The sequence below is a fragment of the Sphingomonas sp. 35-24ZXX genome (genome assembly GCF_000786215.1).
GTDB lineage: Bacteria > Pseudomonadota > Alphaproteobacteria > Sphingomonadales > Sphingomonadaceae > Blastomonas.
On record NZ_JROG01000003.1, the window covers coordinates 536,020 to 554,463 of the forward strand.

General features: G+C 64.3%; 14 protein-coding genes. 7 read left to right on the forward strand and 7 right to left on the reverse strand.

The window, feature by feature from the left end; all coding sequences use genetic code 11:
• Positions 1–238: 238 nt before the first annotated feature.
• From LI72_RS05265 to LI72_RS05290, 6 genes are all read left to right on the forward strand, one after another.
• Positions 239–2,527, forward strand: coding sequence for an LPS-assembly protein LptD (locus LI72_RS05265; protein ID WP_033924772.1), 2,289 nt, complete (start codon positions 239–241; stop codon positions 2,525–2,527).
• Positions 2,528–2,611: 84 nt separating this feature from the next.
• Entirely contained in the window at positions 2,612–3,991 is a 1,380-nt protein-coding gene (locus LI72_RS05270; RefSeq protein ID WP_033924773.1) for a peptidylprolyl isomerase, read from the forward strand.
• A 22-nt stretch (positions 3,992–4,013) separates the two neighbouring features.
• On the forward strand, positions 4,014–5,009 hold the full coding sequence (gene pdxA / locus LI72_RS05275) for a 4-hydroxythreonine-4-phosphate dehydrogenase PdxA (RefSeq protein WP_033924774.1): 996 nt from the start codon (positions 4,014–4,016) through the stop codon (positions 5,007–5,009).
• Positions 5,010–5,020: 11 nt separating this feature from the next.
• Positions 5,021–5,845: a 16S rRNA (adenine(1518)-N(6)/adenine(1519)-N(6))-dimethyltransferase RsmA gene (gene rsmA / locus LI72_RS05280; RefSeq protein ID WP_033925320.1), complete on the forward strand. Its 825-nt coding sequence runs from the start codon at positions 5,021–5,023 to the stop codon at positions 5,843–5,845.
• Between the two features lie 47 nt (positions 5,846–5,892).
• On the forward strand, positions 5,893–7,689 hold the full coding sequence (locus LI72_RS05285) for an N-acyl-D-amino-acid deacylase family protein (RefSeq protein WP_231562365.1): 1,797 nt from the start codon (positions 5,893–5,895) through the stop codon (positions 7,687–7,689).
• A 167-nt stretch (positions 7,690–7,856) separates the two neighbouring features.
• Positions 7,857–9,644 carry a putative bifunctional diguanylate cyclase/phosphodiesterase gene (locus LI72_RS05290; protein WP_081984652.1) on the forward strand — a complete coding sequence of 596 codons (1,788 nt, stop codon included), beginning with the start codon at positions 7,857–7,859 and terminating at the stop codon, positions 9,642–9,644.
• A 21-nt stretch (positions 9,645–9,665) separates the two neighbouring features.
• On the opposite strand, the gene LI72_RS05295 is transcribed toward LI72_RS05290, so the two are convergent.
• From LI72_RS05295 to LI72_RS05325, 7 genes are all read right to left on the reverse strand, one after another.
• Positions 9,666–10,319, reverse strand: coding sequence for a response regulator transcription factor (locus LI72_RS05295; protein WP_033924775.1), 654 nt, complete (start codon positions 10,317–10,319; stop codon positions 9,666–9,668).
• 3 nt (positions 10,320–10,322) lie between these two features.
• Positions 10,323–12,551, reverse strand: coding sequence for a sensor histidine kinase (locus LI72_RS05300; protein WP_052129520.1), 2,229 nt, complete (start codon positions 12,549–12,551; stop codon positions 10,323–10,325).
• Positions 12,545–12,946 carry a response regulator gene (locus LI72_RS18935; RefSeq protein WP_052129521.1) on the reverse strand — a complete coding sequence of 134 codons (402 nt, stop codon included), beginning with the start codon at positions 12,944–12,946 and terminating at the stop codon, positions 12,545–12,547. Before LI72_RS18935 ends, LI72_RS05300 begins: the two co-directional genes overlap by 7 nt.
• A 117-nt stretch (positions 12,947–13,063) precedes the next feature.
• A complete protein-coding gene (locus LI72_RS05310) occupies positions 13,064–13,513 on the reverse strand; it encodes a chemotaxis protein CheW (protein WP_033924776.1) in 450 nt (149 codons plus the stop codon).
• 13 nt (positions 13,514–13,526) lie between these two features.
• Positions 13,527–13,889, reverse strand: coding sequence for a response regulator (locus tag LI72_RS05315; protein WP_033924777.1), 363 nt, complete (start codon positions 13,887–13,889; stop codon positions 13,527–13,529).
• Positions 13,890–13,903: 14 nt separating this feature from the next.
• Positions 13,904–14,452, reverse strand: a complete 549-nt coding sequence (locus tag LI72_RS05320; RefSeq protein ID WP_231562366.1) for a chemotaxis protein CheD — start codon at positions 14,450–14,452, stop codon at positions 13,904–13,906.
• Between the two features lie 72 nt (positions 14,453–14,524).
• A complete protein-coding gene (locus LI72_RS05325; protein ID WP_033924778.1) occupies positions 14,525–16,066 on the reverse strand; it encodes a globin-coupled sensor protein in 1,542 nt (513 codons plus the stop codon).
• 248 nt (positions 16,067–16,314) lie between these two features.
• Here LI72_RS05325 and LI72_RS05330 point away from each other — a divergent pair, with 248 nt between their 5' ends.
• Entirely contained in the window at positions 16,315–18,444 is a 2,130-nt protein-coding gene (locus LI72_RS05330) for a TonB-dependent siderophore receptor (RefSeq protein ID WP_231562367.1), read from the forward strand.

The window sequence follows — 18,444 nt, forward strand, 5'->3', positions numbered from 1 at the left end:
GACATGGTCCGGCATGCCATATTGGTGGCCCCGCGGTGGTTGCAAGCGATAGGACAGGTTCGGTTTGTTTGCCAGCATTTGCCGCACGCTTGCACGGGCCATCGAAAGCGGTTTGCGCTCGCGCTTTTGCGGTGCAATAGGCGCCAACCTGGCGCGCGGCCGCTCTGTGATTCTCGCGAGCACATACCAGCGCATGGATCGACGGATGATTGGTGTGCGCATTTCACGGGCAAGTCTGATGCTGGGGACGGCCTTGCTGGCCGCCAATGCTGCGCCTGCGCTCGCCGCCGATCAGGCGGTGTGCACCCGCACCAGCTACCTCCTCGGTGAAAACCTCACCTTCTCGCGCAACGACATCGTTCAATATGCCGAAGCCGACGACATGCAGTCAGCCCCTGCGGCGGGCACCGCTGGCCAGCCGGAACAGGTCATCGAATTCACCGCCGACCGGCTGGATTACGACAGCAACGCCGATGTGGTGACCGCAACAGGCAATGTCCTTCTGGTGCGCGCGGATCAGTCGCTCGTCGCCGACAGCGTCACATGGGACCGCAAGTCCGGCGAGGTGCGCGCCAAGGGCGGGGTGCAGATCATCGATGCCGAGGGCAACAAGCTCTACGGCGATTCGATCGAGCTGACCGAATCGATCCGCGATGGCGTGATCGACAACATTCTGGTCGTGCTGGAAGCCGGCGGGCGCATGGTCGCCACGCGCGGCACCCGCATCGATGGCGTGATTGCGCTTGAGAATGCTGCCTATTCGGCCTGCCTGGTCGAAACGCCGACCGGCAAGCCCAAGCGCCCCAGTTGGCAGCTGCGCGCAATCAAGGTGGTCTACAACCCCGCCGACAAGCGCGTGCGCTATCATGGAGCGCGGCTCGAGCTGTTCGGGCTGCCGGTGATCCCGATGCCGGGTCTGAGCCATCCTGTCGGCGAAGGCAGCGGCGGCGGCTTGCTGGTGCCCGATATCCGGTTCAGCCAGGCCAATGGCGTGCAGCTCAGCGTGCCTTATTATTTCAATCTTGCCCCCAACCGCGACCTGACGGTGACCGGATCGGTGTTCACCGAGGCGCTGCCGATGGTCAACGCCACCTACCGTGCGCTCACCGACCGCGGGGCCTATCAGATCACCGGCTATGCCACCGCGGGATCGCGCATTCCCGTCGGGGCAGGCGGGATCATCGCCGACAGCCAGAACGATTTCCGCGGCTATTTCGATGCGACCGGTCGCTTTCAGCTGAACGAGGCATGGAGCATCGGAGGGTCGATCCGTGTCGTCACCGACCGCACGTTCCTGCGCCGTTACGACGTCAGCCGCGATGACCGGTTGCGGTCGACGATCGAGGCGGAGCGGATCGGACCGAACAGCTATTTCTCGCTTGCAGGCTGGGCCACGCAGACATTGCGCGTCAACGATCCGCAGGGCCAGGTGCCGATCGCCCTGCCCGTGGTCGACTGGCGTCTGCGCCTGCCGGATCAGGTCGCGGGCGGCAAGGTCGAGTTCCAGATCAACACGCTCGCGATCAGCCGCACCGCCGGCCAGGACACGCAGCGCGCGTTTGCGCAGGCCCGCTGGGATCTGCGTCGCCTCACCGGCCTGGGTCAGGAATTCACCCTGACGGCCCTGGCGCGCGGCGATGTGTACAATAGCAGCGACAATGCGCTCACCAACACGCTGATCTATCGCGGCAATTCCGGCCTTCAGGCCCGCGCGAGCGGATCGGTCGCTGCCGACATGCGCTGGCCGTTCGTCGGCGAGGCCTTCGGCGGCACCCAGGTGCTGAGCCCGCGGGTGCAGGTCGTGGCGACGCCCACCACCGGCAATCTGGAATTGCCGAACGAGGATTCGCGCGCCATCGAGCTGGAAGACAGCAACCTCTTCGCGCTCAACCGCCTGCCCGGCTATGACCGGATGGAAGAGGGCGTGCGCGTCGTCTACGGCGTCGAATGGTCGCTTCAGCGCCCGGGCATGCAGCTCAACGCCGTGGTCGGGCAGAGCTATCGCTTCGATGATGAGCGCGATTTCCTGCCCGAGGGCACGGGCCTGGGCAATCGCACCTCGGACGTGGTCGGCCGGCTCGACCTCAAGCTGCGCAATTTCATCCGCTACACGCACCGTTTCCGGCTGGACAAGGACAATCTCGCGGTGCGCCGCAACGAGGTCGATATCACCCTGGGCGGACGGCAGACCTATGCCCAGGTCGGCTATCTGCGCCTGAACCGCGATATCGGCCCCGAAATCGAGGATCTGCAGGACCGCGAAGAGCTGCGCGTCGCCGGCAGGGTCCGCGTGGCCCGCTACTGGTCGGTGTTCGGTGCGGCGGTGGTCGATCTCAGCAACGCCCAGGAAGACCCGCGGCTTCAGTCCGATGGCTTCGAGCCGATCCGTACCCGGCTGGGTGTCGCTTACGAGGACGACTGCCTGGAACTGGGGGTCACCTGGCGTCGCGACTATATTCCGGTGGGCGATGCCCAGCGCGGCGACACCTTTCTGCTGCGGGTGGCCTTGCGCAACCTTGGCTTTTGATCCCAAAGGCGATATTCACCGCCCCGCTCATCCCCGGTTCACGCTGCGGAGGGCAAGGGATCGCATTTCCCCATTCAGGAAGATATGAGCTTGCACGCATTGAACACCATCGCGATCCGTACCCGTAAGCTGGCGAAAAAGACGCTTATGCTGTCGCTGATTGCGGGGCTTTCGCTGCCCGCGCTGGCCCAGACCGTGTCCGACGATGCGGCGCTGCCCGATACGGCGCTGAATGTGCCCGAAGGTCTGACCATCTTCGGCAAGCAGGACCCCAACGTCCGGCGCGCGACCGCCATCGTCAACAGCGAGATCATCACCGGAACCGATATCGACGAGCGGGTTGCGCTGATCCTCGCCGCCAATGATGCGCCGGTGTCCGAAGAGGAACGCGGCCGCCTGCGCCTGCAGGTGCTGCGCAACCTGATCGACGAGACACTTCAGATCCAGGAAGCCGCCGCGAACGACATCAAGGTGGATGAAGCCCAGGTCGACCGCACCTATGCGCAGGTCGCCGCGCAGAATTTCCGCCGCGATACCGCAGCGCTCGACAAGTATCTGGCGAGCATCGGATCGTCGTCTCGCTCGCTCAAGCGCCAGATTCGCGGTGAGCTCGCCTGGCAGCGGCTGCTGGGCCGCAATGTCACCCCGTTCATCAACGTCTCCGAAGAAGAGGTGAAGGAGGTCATCGACCGGCTCAAGGCGTCGAAGGGCACCGAGGAATACCGGATCGGCGAAATCTATCTCTCCGCCAACTCGCAGAACCGCGCCGAAGTCGCCAAGAACGCCGCGCAGATCGTCCAGCAGCTGCAGCAGGGCGGATCGTTCGTCGCCTATGCCCGGCAGTTCTCGGAAGCCTCGACCGCAGCGGTCGGCGGCGACCTGGGCTGGATCCAGCTGGGCCAGCTTCCCTCTGCGCTCGCCGTTGTCGCACGCGACATGCAGGTCGGCCAGCTTGCTGGCCCGATCGAGATTCCCGGCGGCTTTTCGCTGATGTATCTGATCGACAAGCGCCAGATCCTGACTGCCAACCCGCGCGATGCACTTCTGGGACTCAAACAGCTGTCGATTGCCTTCCCCGCCGGAACCACCGAGGCTGAAGCAACCCGCCGCGCCTCCGAGTTCGCCACCGCGACCCGCGCGATCAAGGGCTGCGGTTCGGCTGACGAGATTGCCGCCCGGCTGGGCGCGACGGTGACCAACAACGACCAGGTGCCGGTGCGCGATCTTCCCGCCCCGTTGCAGGATACGCTGATTGCCCTGTCGATCGGCGAGGCCACCCAGCCGTTCGGATCGGTCAAGGATGGCGTGCGCGTGCTGGTATTGTGCGGCCGCGACGATCCGCAGGCAGAGGGCGGTCCCAGCCCCGAGCAGCTGATGGCCAACATGGAAGAAGAGAAGGTCAATCGCCGCGCACAGATCTATCTGCGCGACCTTCGGCGTGACGCCGTGATCGAGTACAACTGATGACGGCGGATCTCCTCCGGGCGTGACGCAGTTGCTGGCCATATCTGCCGGTGATCCTGCCGGCATCGGTCCCGAAATCATCGGCAAGAGTTGGGAAGAACGCGAGGCGCAGTCGCTGCCCGCGTTCTTTGCCATTGGCGATCCGCGTGCCTTTTCGGCCGTGTGGTCCGGGCCGGTTCGGGTGATCGGCGAGCCTTGCGAGGCAGCGGAACACTTTGCCCATGCGCTGCCGGTGCTGCCGGTGATCGACAGCGGTGCGGTGGTCCCGGGCGAACCCGATCTCGATGGCGCGCGCTGCGCCTTGCAGGCGCTGGAAATGGGCGTCGGGCTGGCGCGGGCAGGCACGGTCTGCGCGATCGTCACCGGGCCGATTTCCAAGATCCAGCTGCAGAAGGTCGGCTTCAACTTCCCGGGCCAGACCGAATTCATCGCCGAAGCCTGCGGCGTGGCGCGGCAGAATGTCGCGATGCTGCTGGCCGGACCCGACCTTCGCGTGGTGCCGATCACTGTGCATATCGGCATCGCCGCTGTGCCTGCGGCGCTCTCGATCGATCTCATCGTCAACCGGGCGCGCGCTGCCGCCAAGGGCATGGCGCGAAATTTCGGCATCGATCGGCCGCGGCTGGCGATGGCCGGGCTCAATCCGCACGCGGGCGAACAGGGCAGCATGGGCAGCGAAGAGGCGGACATCATCCTCCCGGCGATCGAGATCCTGCGCGAGGAGGGCTTTCTGGTGGCAGGCCCCCTGCCCGCCGACACCATGTTCCACGCCGCAGCTCGCGCACGCTATGACGTCGCGCTGTGCCAGTATCACGATCAGGCGCTGATCCCGGTCAAGGCGCTGCATTTCGACGATGCGGTCAACATGACGCTGGGCCTGCCGATCGTGCGCACGTCGCCCGATCATGGCACCGCCTTCGATATCGCAGGCAAGGGGCTCGCGAGCGCACGATCGATGATCGCGGCCATTCGCATGGCGGGCGCCGCTTGGCAGCACCGCCAGACCTACGAAGGCTGATGCGCGCTCCGATGGCCAGCCTGCCGCCCCTGCGCGATGTCATCGCGCGCCATGGCCTCGCGGCCAGCAAGGCGCTGGGCCAGAATTTCCTGCTGGACGAGCAATTGCTCGACCGGGTTGCCGCCGTGCCCGGCGATCTTGATGGCGAAGATGTGCTCGAGATCGGGCCCGGTCCAGGCGGCCTGACCCGGGCACTGCTGCGCGCTGGCGGCAACGTCACCGCGATCGAGCGCGACCGGCGCTGCCTGCCGGCTCTGGCAGAACTGAGCGAGGCCTTCCCCGGCCAGCTCAAGGTAATCGAAGGCGATGCCCTAGCCATGCCGCTGGCAAGCGTGATGCCGGGCCCCTGCCATATTGCGTCGAACCTGCCCTATAATGTCGGCACCGCGCTGTTCGTGGGCTGGCTGGGCGGGCAGGCTTGGCCGCCGCAGTGGAAATCGCTGACGTTGATGTTCCAGCGCGAGGTCGCCGACCGGATCGTCGCGACGCCCGATGGCGATGCCTATGGCCGTCTCGCGATCCTCAGCCAGTGGCGCTGCGACGCCCGGCTGGCGATGAAGGTGCACCGCAGCGCCTTCACGCCCCCGCCCAAGGTGATGTCGGCTATCGTCCACCTCACCCCTGCGACGATGCCCGAAGGCGTATCGGCCGCACGTCTCGAATCGCTTACGGCTGCAGCCTTCGGTCAGCGGCGCAAGATGCTGCGGCAGAGCCTGAAAAGCCTGCCCGGAGCGCTCGCCGCGCTCGAAGCCGAGGGCATCGAGGCCTCGCGGCGTGCAGAGACGCTCAGCGTCGACGATTTCGTCCGCATCGCGCGGACGATGGACGCGGGCTGATCAAAGCCCTTTCCTTTCGCGTCACTTGCATTAGCATTCCCGTCAGGATGCGCAGCCAGGCACAGACCCGGCGCGGCACCAAGGACGAGGAGCGAGACGGCATGTACGATCTGATCATTCGCGGCGGCACCATCTATGATGGCCTGGGCGGCGCACCTTTTGTCGGCGATATTGCCATCAGCGGCGATACCATCGCGGCAGTGGGCAGCATCTCCGGCAGCGCACGCGAGGAGATCGACGCCAGCGGGCACATCGTCACGCCTGGGTTTGTCGATATCCATACCCATTATGACGGCCAGGCGACGTGGGATGACGTCATGGCGCCATCGGCCTGGCACGGTGTCACCACGGTGGTGATGGGCAATTGCGGGGTCGGCTTCGCGCCCGCCGCGCCCGACAAGCACCAGTGGCTGATTGGCCTGATGGAGGGCGTCGAGGATATTCCGGGCACCGCGCTCGCCGAAGGGATGAAATGGGACTGGGAGAGCTTTCCCGAATATCTCGATTCGCTCGAACGACTGCCGCGCACCATCGATATCGGCACGCATGTCCCGCACGGCGCGGTGCGCGCCTATGTGATGGGCGAACGCGGCGCGCGCAACGAAGAGCCAACCGAAGCCGACATCGCCGCGATGTCGCGCATTGTGGAAGATGGTCTGCGTGCAGGGGCTTTGGGCTTTTCCTCGTCGCGGACCGTGCTGCACAAGTCGATCGACGGCGAACTGGTCCCCGGCACCACCGCGACTGCGCGCGAGCTGATCGGCATCGGCCGCGCGATGGGCAATGTCGGCTATGGCGTGTTCGAAATGGCGTCCGATCTGGTGCCCGAATGGAACGAGTTCGACTGGATGACCGCGCTTTCGAAGGAAACCGGACTGCCGGTCACCTTTGCGATGCTGCAATCGCCGATGAAGCAGATGACCTGGACCGAGCAGATGGCCGCCTGTGAGCAGGCCAACCGCACCGGCGGCAATGTCGTTGCCCAGATATCGTTGCGGGGCACGGGCGTGGTGATGAACTGGCGCGGTACCGTCCACCCGTTCGTCCAGCGCCCCAGCTGGCGTGCGATCGCCGATCTGCCCTGGGACGCGCAGCTTGCCCACCTCAAGGATCCGGCGTTCAAGGCGAAGCTGCTCGCCGAAGACAATCTGCCGCCGCCGTCGATGGACACCGCCGCGCTGTTCATGATCGTGACCGCAGGCTTTGCCATGCAGTTCGAGATGGGCGAGGATTTCAGCTACGAACCGACGCGCGCCGAAAGCATCGCATTGATGGCTGAGGCTGCGGGTCGTGATCCGGCGGAGCATGCCTATGATGCGCTGATGGCGGATGACGGCAACGGCTTCATCTATCTGCCCATCCTCAACTATCAGGATGGCAATCTCGATTTCATCAAGGGGCTGCTGGAGCGCGACGACACCGTGGTGTCGCTGTCCGATGGCGGTGCGCATTGCGGCACGATCTGCGATGCAGCCGCGCCGACGTTCCTGCTGAGCTACTGGGCGCGTGATCGCAAGGCGGGGACGATCCCGGTCGAGCTGGCGGTCAAACGCCAGTGCCATGACACCGCGCGGCTCTATGGCCTTAACGACCGCGGCGTGCTCAAGCCGGGGTATCTTGCCGATCTCAACGTGATCGACTTCCCGCGCCTGCGCCTCAGCCGCCCTTGGCTGGCATTCGATCTGCCCGCCGGCGGCAAGCGCCTGTTGCAGAGCGCCCAGGGCTATGCGGCGACGATCAAGTCGGGCGAGGTCACCTTCCGCCATGGCGAGGTAACGACCGCACGCCCCGGAACGCTGATCCGCGGTCCGCAAAATGTCGAGCAGCGGGTCGCCGCCGAATAAGGCTCGGCGCGTCGACCAGTCCTTCCAGAAGGCCGGGCAGTGCAAGCAGACGCTGCCCGGCCTTTCTGCTGCATAATGCCCTCGGACAGGCACCGTAGAAACCCGGTATTTCATACTTTTTTAAGCGGCAAGCGGCTGACTTGATTTGACAAATCGGGACAACAGCCATGACATTTCAGCAGGATCTTGCGGCATTGCTGCACTCCCACGCGCCGATCAGCGAAGAGGCGGGGCAAAGGCTCGATCGCGAGATCGCGGCGCTCCAGAACCGCAGCCAGATGCAGCACGGACGGCTGCAACAGCTCGCGGCGCTCGCCGAGTTCCAGCGCGAAGCCCTGGACGCAGCGGCGATCGTGGCCGTCACAGACCGGGCCGGGCGCATCAAGTCGGTCAACGCCAAATTCTGCGAGCTGAGTGGCTATTCGGAGGCCGAGCTGATCGGGGCGAACCACCGCATCATCGCATCGGGCCAGCATGACCGCGCCTTCTTCCAGAATCTCTACCGCACCATTTCCGCAGGTGAGGTCTGGCATGATGTCATCTGCAACCGGGCAAAATGCGGCAGGCTCTATTATGTCGACACGACCATCGTTCCGCATCGCGACCGTTCGGGCTATACCGCGATCCGCTTCGACGTGACGCCGCAGAAGCAGGCAGAACAATGGTTGTGGCAGCTCGCCAGCATCGACCCGCTCACTGGCCTCGCCAACCGTCGCCACTTTCTCGAGCTGCTGGCCGAAGCGACCGCCAAGGGAGAGGCCTTCGCCACGGCGATCCTCGACATCGACCATTTCAAGGACGTCAACGACAGCGCCGGCCACCACGCGGGGGATCAGTTGCTGGTCGCAGCGGCCGAGGCGCTCCGCGATATCATGGGCGATGCGGGGTGTGTCGGACGCCTGGGAGGGGATGAGTTCGCCCTGATCCTGCAGGGAGAGAATGAACCTGACATTCTGGCGCAGCTGGACCGGATCCTCACCGCGATCGGACACAAAAGGGTGCCAGCTTTTCCCGATCATGTCATCCAGGCCAGCGTGGGCGCAGCACTGTACCCCCGCGACGGCACCGATGCCGCCAGCCTGCTCAAATGCGCCGATCTGGCGCTCTATGCGGCCAAGCGATCGGGCCGGGCCTGCAGCCGCCTGTTCAGGCCCCGCTTCCGCGAAGTTGCCGACCAGCGGGCAGGTCTGCGCGCCGCCATTCTTCACGCGATGGAGCGCCACGAACTGTTCGTGCTCTATCAGCCGATCGTCAACCTGGGTGCGCGCCAGCCGCTGGCGTTCGAAGCGCTGCTGCGCTGGCGCCGGGCAGACGGGACCATCCACACCCCGGCAACCTTCGGTGACGTCTTCGATGACGAAAAGATCGCCGCCGATATCGGCAATTTCGTGCTGACCGAAGTGCTGGACCAGATCGACCGCTGGATGCGCGATGGCGTGCCGTTCCAGTCCATCGCGATCAATGCCACCCTGGGCGACTTTCGTTCGCCGGTCTTTGTCGACCGGATCATCGAAGCCGTGGAAAGCGGGCGCGTTCGCGGGGATCAGCTTTGCGTCGAGATCACCGAGGGGATGCTGCTGGATCGCGGCGCGCGCACGGTGCGCGACGCCGTGGATCGGCTGAACGCTCATGGCGTGGATATCGCCTTCGACGATTTCGGCACCGGATTTGCCTCGCTCACCCATCTGCGCCAGCTGCCGATCAATCATGTGAAGATCGACCGCAGTTTCATCGAAGCCATCTGCGTCGACGGCAAGGACCGGGTGATCGTCGAGAGTGTCATCGACCTGGCACATCGGCTGCGCCTGAAGGTCGTGGCCGAAGGAGTGGAACAGGAATCGCAGGCCCGGCTGCTGCGTTCGCTGCACTGTGACAGCATTCAGGGGTTTCTGATCTCGCCTGCGCTCACCGAGTCCCTCGCGACGGATTTCGTGCGGCGCGACGCGATCAACTGATGCTCCACCGGTGGCGGCGGTTCAGGCCTCCGGGACCTCGCGCAAGATCGCGCCGCGCGGCTCGAGCTGGGCTTCCATGGCGATATGCACGGCTTCTGCGAGGCTCTTCACTTCCAGCTTGTGCATCAGCTGGGCGCGATAGGCCTCCACCGTGCGGGTCGACAGGCCCAGCCGGTAGGCTGTGATCTTGTTGGCGAGCCCCAAGACCATGCCGCACAGGACATCGCGCTCGCGATCGGAGAGCCGCGCGATGTGTGCTTCGGCTTGCCGCCTGCGGCTCTCTTCCTCGACCTCGCGCGCCTGTCGGTTCACCGCGCTGCCGATCGCCCGCACGAGATCATCGACATGGAACGGCTTTTCCAGGAAATCGGTCGCGCCTGCATGCATGGCTTTGACCGCCGTGGAGACCGACCCTGCTCCGGTCAGCATCACGATCTTGTGCAGCGCGCCCTGCGCTATCAGCGCCTGCTGAACGTCCATGCCGCCCATCCCTGGCATGTTGAGATCCAGCACCACACAGCCGGCTGGCAGCGCTGCCTGCACCGAAAGGAAGCTGGTGCCATCGGCATAGGCGTGGACCGCAAAGCCGCGCATCTCGAGCGCCTCGGACAGTTCGCTGCGCACCTCTTCATCGTCATCGACGATGTAGACGTTGCGCCGGTTGGCCATATCCATCGTTCAATCCTTCGCAGCGATTGGAAAACGGAGTGTCAGTGTTGCGCCCGAGTCGTCGGCATTATCGGCCAGCGCAATCGATCCGCCAACCTCGTCCATGATCTGCCGGCACACAAAGAGCCCCAGGCCCGTGCCCTTGCCCTGTGGCTTGGTCGTGCAGAAGGCGTTGAATGCGCTGCCCGCCACCTGCGGATCAAGCCCCGCCCCATTGTCTTTGACATGGAGGGTAATGGCATCGTCGGCGACGGCCACGGTCACCCCGATCCTGCCGATCGCGCCCGGGCCCAGAGTGTCGCGCCGCACATCAATGGAATCAGCCGCATTCTGCAGAGCGTTGACCACGATCTGCTCGACGCCGATGCGCGGCAGCGTCAGCATGGGGACATTGGGAGGAATGCTGACCTGCAGATTGATCGTCCGCTCCGAGAGCAACGGGCGCATGAAGCGGACCGCATTGCGCACCGATTGTCCCAGGTCGGTCAGCGTACGCTCGTCTCGCTCGATCCTGGTATAGGCCGAGGTCCGCTGGACAATGGCGTTGGCCCGTTCGACCTGCTCGACGATGCGCTGAAACTTGCCGAGGACACGGGCCGATCCCGGATTGTCCCGGTCGAGCATCAGCATGCCGTTTTCGGCGGCCAGCGAGATGGTGAACAGCGGCTGGCGCAGTTCGTGGCTCAGCGCAGAGGCCATGCCACCCAGTTCCATCAATCGGGCGCTGTGCCGCATCTGGGTCTGGAAGGCCTTCGCGGTCCGCAAACGGATCAGGCAGCCGAACCGCCAGTTCTGGCTTTCGGCATCATATTCGCGGGCGAGCAGCAGATACCAATGATCTTCCGGTCCGTGCCCGCGGCGGAATTCGACCATCAATTCCTTCTGGTCGGTGAGATCGTCGAAATGGCCCGTATCAGCCGCATGCACGGCGAGGCTGCCATTGCGGCGGCCCAGAGCCGGGTCGATCCGGGTATAGCGCAGTTCGCGCGATTGCGCGTCGAACCGAATGTCGGCGAGCAGCTTCAGGTCAACGGCTGAGCGCAGTTCCTCGACGGCATGCATCAGGTGTACGCGCTGACGCTCGAACGCCACGAACTCGTTGTTCGCGGCAATGAAGGATTCGAGCAGTTCATCGGCCTCACGGAACGGCGCGGTGGAGCGCGTGGTCACATAGCCGCGGCCAAAGCTCAGCAGAGCTTCGTTCAGGACCTGACTTGACCGCCGGACCTTGCGGCCGAACATCCAGAGCCCGATCTGCGCCAGCGCCAGATAGGCGATCAATGGACCAACCCCGCGCAGCACCTCGCCATAGAGGTCTACGACATGCAGACGGGGAGAAACCACCGCTGTCTGCCCCTCGCCAAGCGGCACCACATAGCACATGTCGAGCCAGTAGGTGAAGGTATCGCGGTCGTCCGTGCCGCCCGATCCTGTGTCCAGCCGCCTGCAGCCCAGCGCCCTTGCGGTCCGGTTCAGCCGGGCCACCGGCGTTACCGCGAAGGGCAGCAGTTCATCCACTCCATGCATCCTCAACCTGTAAACCTTGCCGGATTGCAGCTGCGCGCGATTGGGCAGTCCCGATACGGCGCTGGCCACATCATGCAGATGCAGATCGAGCCGGTCATTCACATGGTTGAGTTCGCCCAGCATGAAAAGAGCGGCGGCACCCGCCACCGCGATCGATACCACCGCCTCCAGCGAAGGCTGCAAACCGACGTGGCGGGTCCGGCGAACCGTGCCCCTGGTCTTGTCGATCAGCACCGCCAGCGCAATGATGTCGGCGACCGCGGCCAGCATCGTTTCGCACAGGATCTTGCGCAGCAACACCACCAGGGTGACATCGGTCGGCGTGTGCGGATGCAACTGCGCGAGGCTCAAGGCTACCAGGGTGCCACAGATCGTCTGATAGAAGAAGGTGACGGACGAGAGGCTGCGGGCATCCCGGGAAAAATGATGCACTGCCCAAACATTGCCCACCGCCAGCACCACCGAGAGCGGATGCCCATACCACCAGATCGACGGTGCCATGGTGCAGAGCGCGGCGAGAATCCCTGCCTTCAGACCGAACCAGCGATAGGCGAGCAGATAGAACAGCGGCCCCAGATAGAATTCGAAGCCGGGTGCGGCCACGAGGCGGACGCTCGACAAACCGGTCGCCACGGCCAGCGCAAGCACGGCCAGCGGCCAGAAATAGGGCAGGATCACCCGGTAGCCTTGCGGATAGGTGACGCTCAGCATGGCGCACCTCCGGCGCATGCGACCAGCTCGCGCAACTGGGCCACGCCGATCGGCTTCATCAGCAGACCGCGGGTGGACGCGGCGATTTCCGCGCGCGCCGCCACCGTCAGATCGAGATGGGCGGTCATCAGGTAGAGTTTCTCGGGCAGCCGCACACCGCTCTCGCCAGCCAGCGCCTTCAGGACATCCAGACCGCTCTCGGCGCGCAGCTTGTAGTCGCACAGCACGAGATCGAATGCGTGTGCCCGGCTTGAGGCCAGGGCAGCGGCACCGTCTGACACGCCCGTCACCGTCGCGCCGAGCGCCTTCAGCAGCTCGACCAGTTCGCCTCGCAGGGCATCATCGTCTTCGATGATCAGAATTTCCGGCGCGTACACAGCCGAACCCTTCACCATTATGGTTGACCAAAGGTTAAAGCCCGTTGCCCAGTACCCAGCTGCGCTCTGAAAACGGCCAGATCGTCGCTATTGCTGCCATCAATGCTGCACCCTGCAGCTGCAACATAACGGCGCTCAGGCCGCGGCGGCGAGGTCCGCGGGCGTCAGGTCGGTAGCCATGCCCTGCAGCTTCAGCACGATCGCCATCCGGTCTTCCACCAGTGCCAGACCCTCCAGGAAATTCTCCCCTCCACCCATGCCGATCGTCGGGGGCGGCTGCATGGCCGCACCCTCGATCGTGACGATGTCGTTGACCGAGTCGACGATGAGGCCATGCAACTGGCCCATGATCTCCAGAACGATGATGACATTGCGCTCCGTCGGTTCGACCCGCCCCCAGCCCAACCGCTCGGAAAGGTCGATCACCGGCAGCACCGAGCCGCGCAGATTGACCACGCCATGCACATAGGGCGGGGCGTTGGGCAGACGCGTGGTCGGAGTCCACGCGCGGATCTCCCGGATGGCCATGATGTCGACGCCCAGCAGCTTGTCCGCCAGTTGGAAGGTAATGACCTGATGCGCCATGATGGCTCCCTTTTCAGTGTACGACGCGGCGAAGGACCGTCTTGAGCTTCTCCGGATCGAACGGCTTTACGATCCATCCGGTCGCGCCCACCGCGCGGGCCCTGGCCTTCTTGTCAGGATCGGATTCGGTGGTCAGCACCAGCACCGGCACCCCGGAAAGCCGCGGCTGCGCCCGCAGCGCCGAGATCAGGCCGAAGCCATCAAGGTGCGGCATGGTCAGATCGGTGATCACCGCCGCGGGCTCGTTGGTCTCCAGCCATTCCAGCGCAGCCCGGCCGTCTTCGGCCTCCACGACGGTATAGCCGGCACGCATCAGTGAGGCGCGCAGCATCATCCGCATGCTGGGGCTGTCGTCGACGGTCAGGATCGGTTTCATGCTGCTCACCTGGTTCAGAAGAGTTCGATATCGCCGACCGCAGGCGGGATGGAGGCGGCCTGGGATGCGGGGAAATGCTTGCCGACGCTGCGGCAGCGCACCAGCCCGGTCGATGGCTGGAAATCCAGCCTGCGGGCCTGGTCGCCACCCGTGTCGGACCTTACTAGCGCAATCCGGTCGTGGCGCAGGAACTCTTCGGCAAAGCGCGCATTCTCGGTTCCGATCGCGCGCATGCCGGCGTGAAGATTGGCGCCACCATAAAGATGCGCGCGCATGCTTGCCCGCGCCGCGCCCTTCTTGATCATGTCGTTGACCAGAAGCTCCATCGCATAGAGACCATAGCGCCGGGCGTCCTCGTCGAGCGGGTTGATCGCATTGCGCGGCGATGCGAGCAGGAAATGGTTCATGCCGCCGATCCCGGCGACCGGATCGTGCAGACAGCAGGCAATGCAGCTTCCCAGAACGGTGGTGAGCACAAGATCCGGATCGCGCGAAACCTCATACTCGCCCTGCAGCACGTTGTGGCGAACCACGATCGGGCCGGATGTCCTCTGCTGCAGCACTTGCCCCACTCCACCTCATGGCTGGTACCATGTCTGCCCGGTCCATCGCAGACCGCGCGCATGCCCAGCCGTCTAGAACTCCGACCAATCCTCTGACGGGTCGCTATCCATCGCGATCGCCAGATTTCCGTGCATCGCCGGTCGCGGTGCTGCGCGTGCCACCCTGCGCTGGGCGGGCCTTGGCATCTCGCGGATATTGGACGCTGCCTCGCCCGTTTTCTCTTCCAGCGTGAAGCGCGAGACGAGCCCAGTCAGCTGGTCGGCCTCGCCGGCCAGGCTGCGCGCGGCCGCCGTCGATTCCTCGACCATGGCGGCGTTCTGCTGAGTCATCTTGTCCATCTCGCCGACGGCGGTGTTCACCTGCTGCAAGCTGTTCGACTGGATCGTCGCGAGCTCCGCGATGTTGCTGGCAAGGCCGGCGATTTCGGCGACCTTCTCGACAATGCTGTCGAGCGCCTCGCCGGACTGGCCCACCAGTTCCACGCCGCGCGACACCTGGCGCGAGCTCTCGCTGATCAGGTCCTTGATATGCTTGGCTGCATCTGCGGATCTTTGCGCCAGTGCCCGCACCTCGTTGGCGACGACCGCAAAGCCCTTGCCGGCATCCCCTGCCCGCGCCGCTTCCACCCCAGCATTTAATGCCAGCAGATTGGTCTGGAAGGCGATACCGTCGATGACATTGATGATCTTGGCGATTTCCTGTGCGGACCGTTCGATGTCGTCCATCGCCACGACCGCTTCCTTCACCACCGCGCCGCCGCGCGTGGCGTTGGCATGCGCCTCGGCGACCGAACGGTTGACGTGCGCCGCGCCATCGGCCGTTTCGCGCACGCCGCCGGTGAGCTGCGCCATGGCGGCGGCAGTCTCTTCCAGCGATGCGGCTTGCTGCTCGGTGCGCGACGACAGGTCATCGGACGCAAGGCTGATCTCGACCGAACCGGTGTTGATCGTCTCGGCGGTCTCGGACACCTGCAGCAGCGTTTCGCTGATCCGGTCGCGCATGAATTCGAAGTCCTTCTCGAGCTTCGAAAAGGCTTCGGGCAATCCGTTAAGATGGACCGTGAAGTCCCCCTTGGCGACGGATTCCAACGCCTGGCCGACTTGGGAGATGACGGCCAGGCGCTGGGCTTCTTCCGCGCGGAAGTAGCTGGAAAGAGCGATGTCCATGTCAAGCAGCGCGCACTTGACCAACGAACCGATCGAACGGCCCGTGCGGTTTCCGGTGAGACGCGCCAGCGGGGAAGCTGCGGTCGCCTCGGTGATCAGCTGTTCGAGAACCATGGCATAGCCCCCGATATACCAGGTTGGAGCAAGCCCGATCTTGGCATGGACGTTGCCGATCTTTTCCGCCTTGGCAAAATAGCCTTCATCGACTTCGCCTGCGAAAAGCTGCACCCAGTGGTTGAACTGCTTGTCGCGGGCATGATCCATGTTTGCCTGGGACTTGAAAAACCGGCTGACGTCGGGCGTGGCGGAAATTTTCTTGTAGAAATCGCGCAATGCAGATGGCGCATGCTTCTTCAGCAGGCGCAAAATCTTGGGAAATCGTGCATAGTCTTTTTTCGTGATACCGAAGAACTGCATTCTGCTTTGATTAGCCGATGCCGTATCCATTGCCCCATCTCCGACTGTCTATGCATGCAACAAGCGCTTGCCGCGTAAACAAAAGCCTAAATATCGTAAATCTACGGTGGCCAGTCTGGTGCGAACCGGTCCGCACCGCCGCGCGGCATGCGGATCCGCTCAGCCTGCAAATCTGCATGAACAAGCCAAAAAGGGCTTGCTCCCGAGATGATATTATATAACACGCAGCCGCATTGAGAGCCGTGCCAGCCATGGTCTCGCATGTGGGGGCTACGAGGATGACGAAGCAGTTTTGGGAAATGGCGTTGCCGGTCGTGTTGACGGGGGTCGCGATGGTCCCCGGCGCAGCACAGGCCATGGAGGATGACGCCGACAACATCATCGTGACCGGGCAACGTCAGGCCTATCGCGGGGATTTTTCGGTGCGCGAAACCCCGCAGGCGATAACCCAGATCGGCCAGGAGCAGATCGATGCGAACAATCTCACCCGGCTGACCGATGCTCTCGACCTGTCCGCATCGGTCGCGCGCCAGAACAATTTCGGCGGCCTGTGGGATTCCTATGCGGTACGTGGCTTTGCTGGTGATGAAAACCTGCCGTCGGGCTATCTTGTCAACGGATTCAACGGCGGCCGCGGTTTTGGCGGCACGCGGGATGTGGCCGGTATCGAGCGGATCGAGATCCTCAAGGGGCCCAATGCGGCGCTGTTCGGGCGGGGCGAGCCCGGCGGGACGATCAACATCGTCACCAAGCGCGCCGACTTCGATACGCGCGGGCGGATCAATGTCCAGGCTGGCAGCTTCGACCGGCGGCGCAGCGACGCGGACGTCAATCTGGCGGTGGGCGATGTCGCCGCGATCCGCCTGATCGGTTTTTACGAGAACGCAGGCAGCTTTCGCGAGACGGTGCGGTCCGAACGGGTCGGCTTCCTGCCTTCGGTGCTGCTCAAGCTGGGGCCGAACACCAGTCTCACCTACGATCTGGAACTGACGCGGCAGGAAGCGGATTTCGATCGCGGTACCGTTGCCATCGGCGGCGTGCTGGGCCGCGTCTCGCGCCGTGACTTCTTCGGCGAGCCGGGCGACGGACCGATCGAAGCCGATGCCACAGGCCATCAGGTCCAGCTTGAGCATGCATTCAGTGACGCCTGGCGGGTGCTGATCGGCACCCAGTATCGCGAGACACGGCTGGAGGGTTTCTCGACCGAGGCCGAACTGGCCGGCGCCCGCCAGCGGCTGTTGCGCGACGGGCAATCGCTGTCGCGCCAGCGCCGTTCGCGGCTGTATGAGGGCGAGCATTTCGTCGTGCGCGGCGAGCTTTCGGGGCGGTTCACCACGGGCAGCCTCAGCCACCGCGTGCTGATCGGCGTCGACTATGACGAGTTCGACAATTCGCAGCTGTTCCTGCGCTTCCGCCCTGCCGTGATCGGCGCGACCACCAGCGCGCAGGCGACCAACGACATCAACGTCTTCAATCCGGTCTACGGGCGGTTCCCGCTGCCCAATCCGGGCCCGCAGACCAACCGGCTCGACCAGCAGCGCGCCGTGGGCGCCTATATCCAGGACCAGATCAGCCTGACCGACAGCCTGCAGATCCGGCTGGGCGGGCGCTTCGACGACATCACCGTCGAAAGCCTGAACCGCGCCAACAACGCGGCAGCCAGCCGCAGTTACAACCGGTTCAGCCCGCAGGCCGGCATCGTCTATGCCGCCTCGGCCGCGGTGTCGTTCTATGCCGCTTATGGCGAGGGCTTCCGCGCCAATCTGGGTGCGACGGCCGCAGGAACCCTGTTCGATCCGGAAACCAGCACATCGGCAGAAGTCGGCGCCAAGTTCGGCCTGTTCGAGGACAAGCTGCAGGGTACGGTCTCACTGTTCACGTTGTCCAAGTCGAACGTGCTCGCGGCAGACCCCGCCAATCCCGGTTTCTCGCTGCCGATCGGCAGCGCGCGCAGCCGGGGACTTGAAGTCGACATCAACGGCAAGCTGCCCGGCGATATCGATCTTTGGTTCTCCTATGCCTATGTCGATGCCGAAGCGCGCGAGAATCTCGTCGATCTCAACTTCGGCCTGCCAATCCGCAAGGGCGACCGCTTGATCAATGTGCCCAAGCATACGCTCAGCCTGCAGGCATCGCGAGCCTTTGCCATCGGCGATACCCGGTTGACGCTGGGCGGCGGTGTGCAGCATGTCGGTGCCCGGCTGGGTGAGACCGCAACGACCTTCACCCTGCCCGATTACACCTTGGTGCGGCTGTTCGCCGCCTGGAAGATCCAGCAGAATGTCGAGATATTTGCCGACGTGACCAACCTGTTCAACACCACCTATTACACCAACAGCTTTGCCCAATTGTGGGTGCAGCCCGGGACACCGCGTGCGGCATCTGTGGCGCTGCGGCTGTCTTTTTGA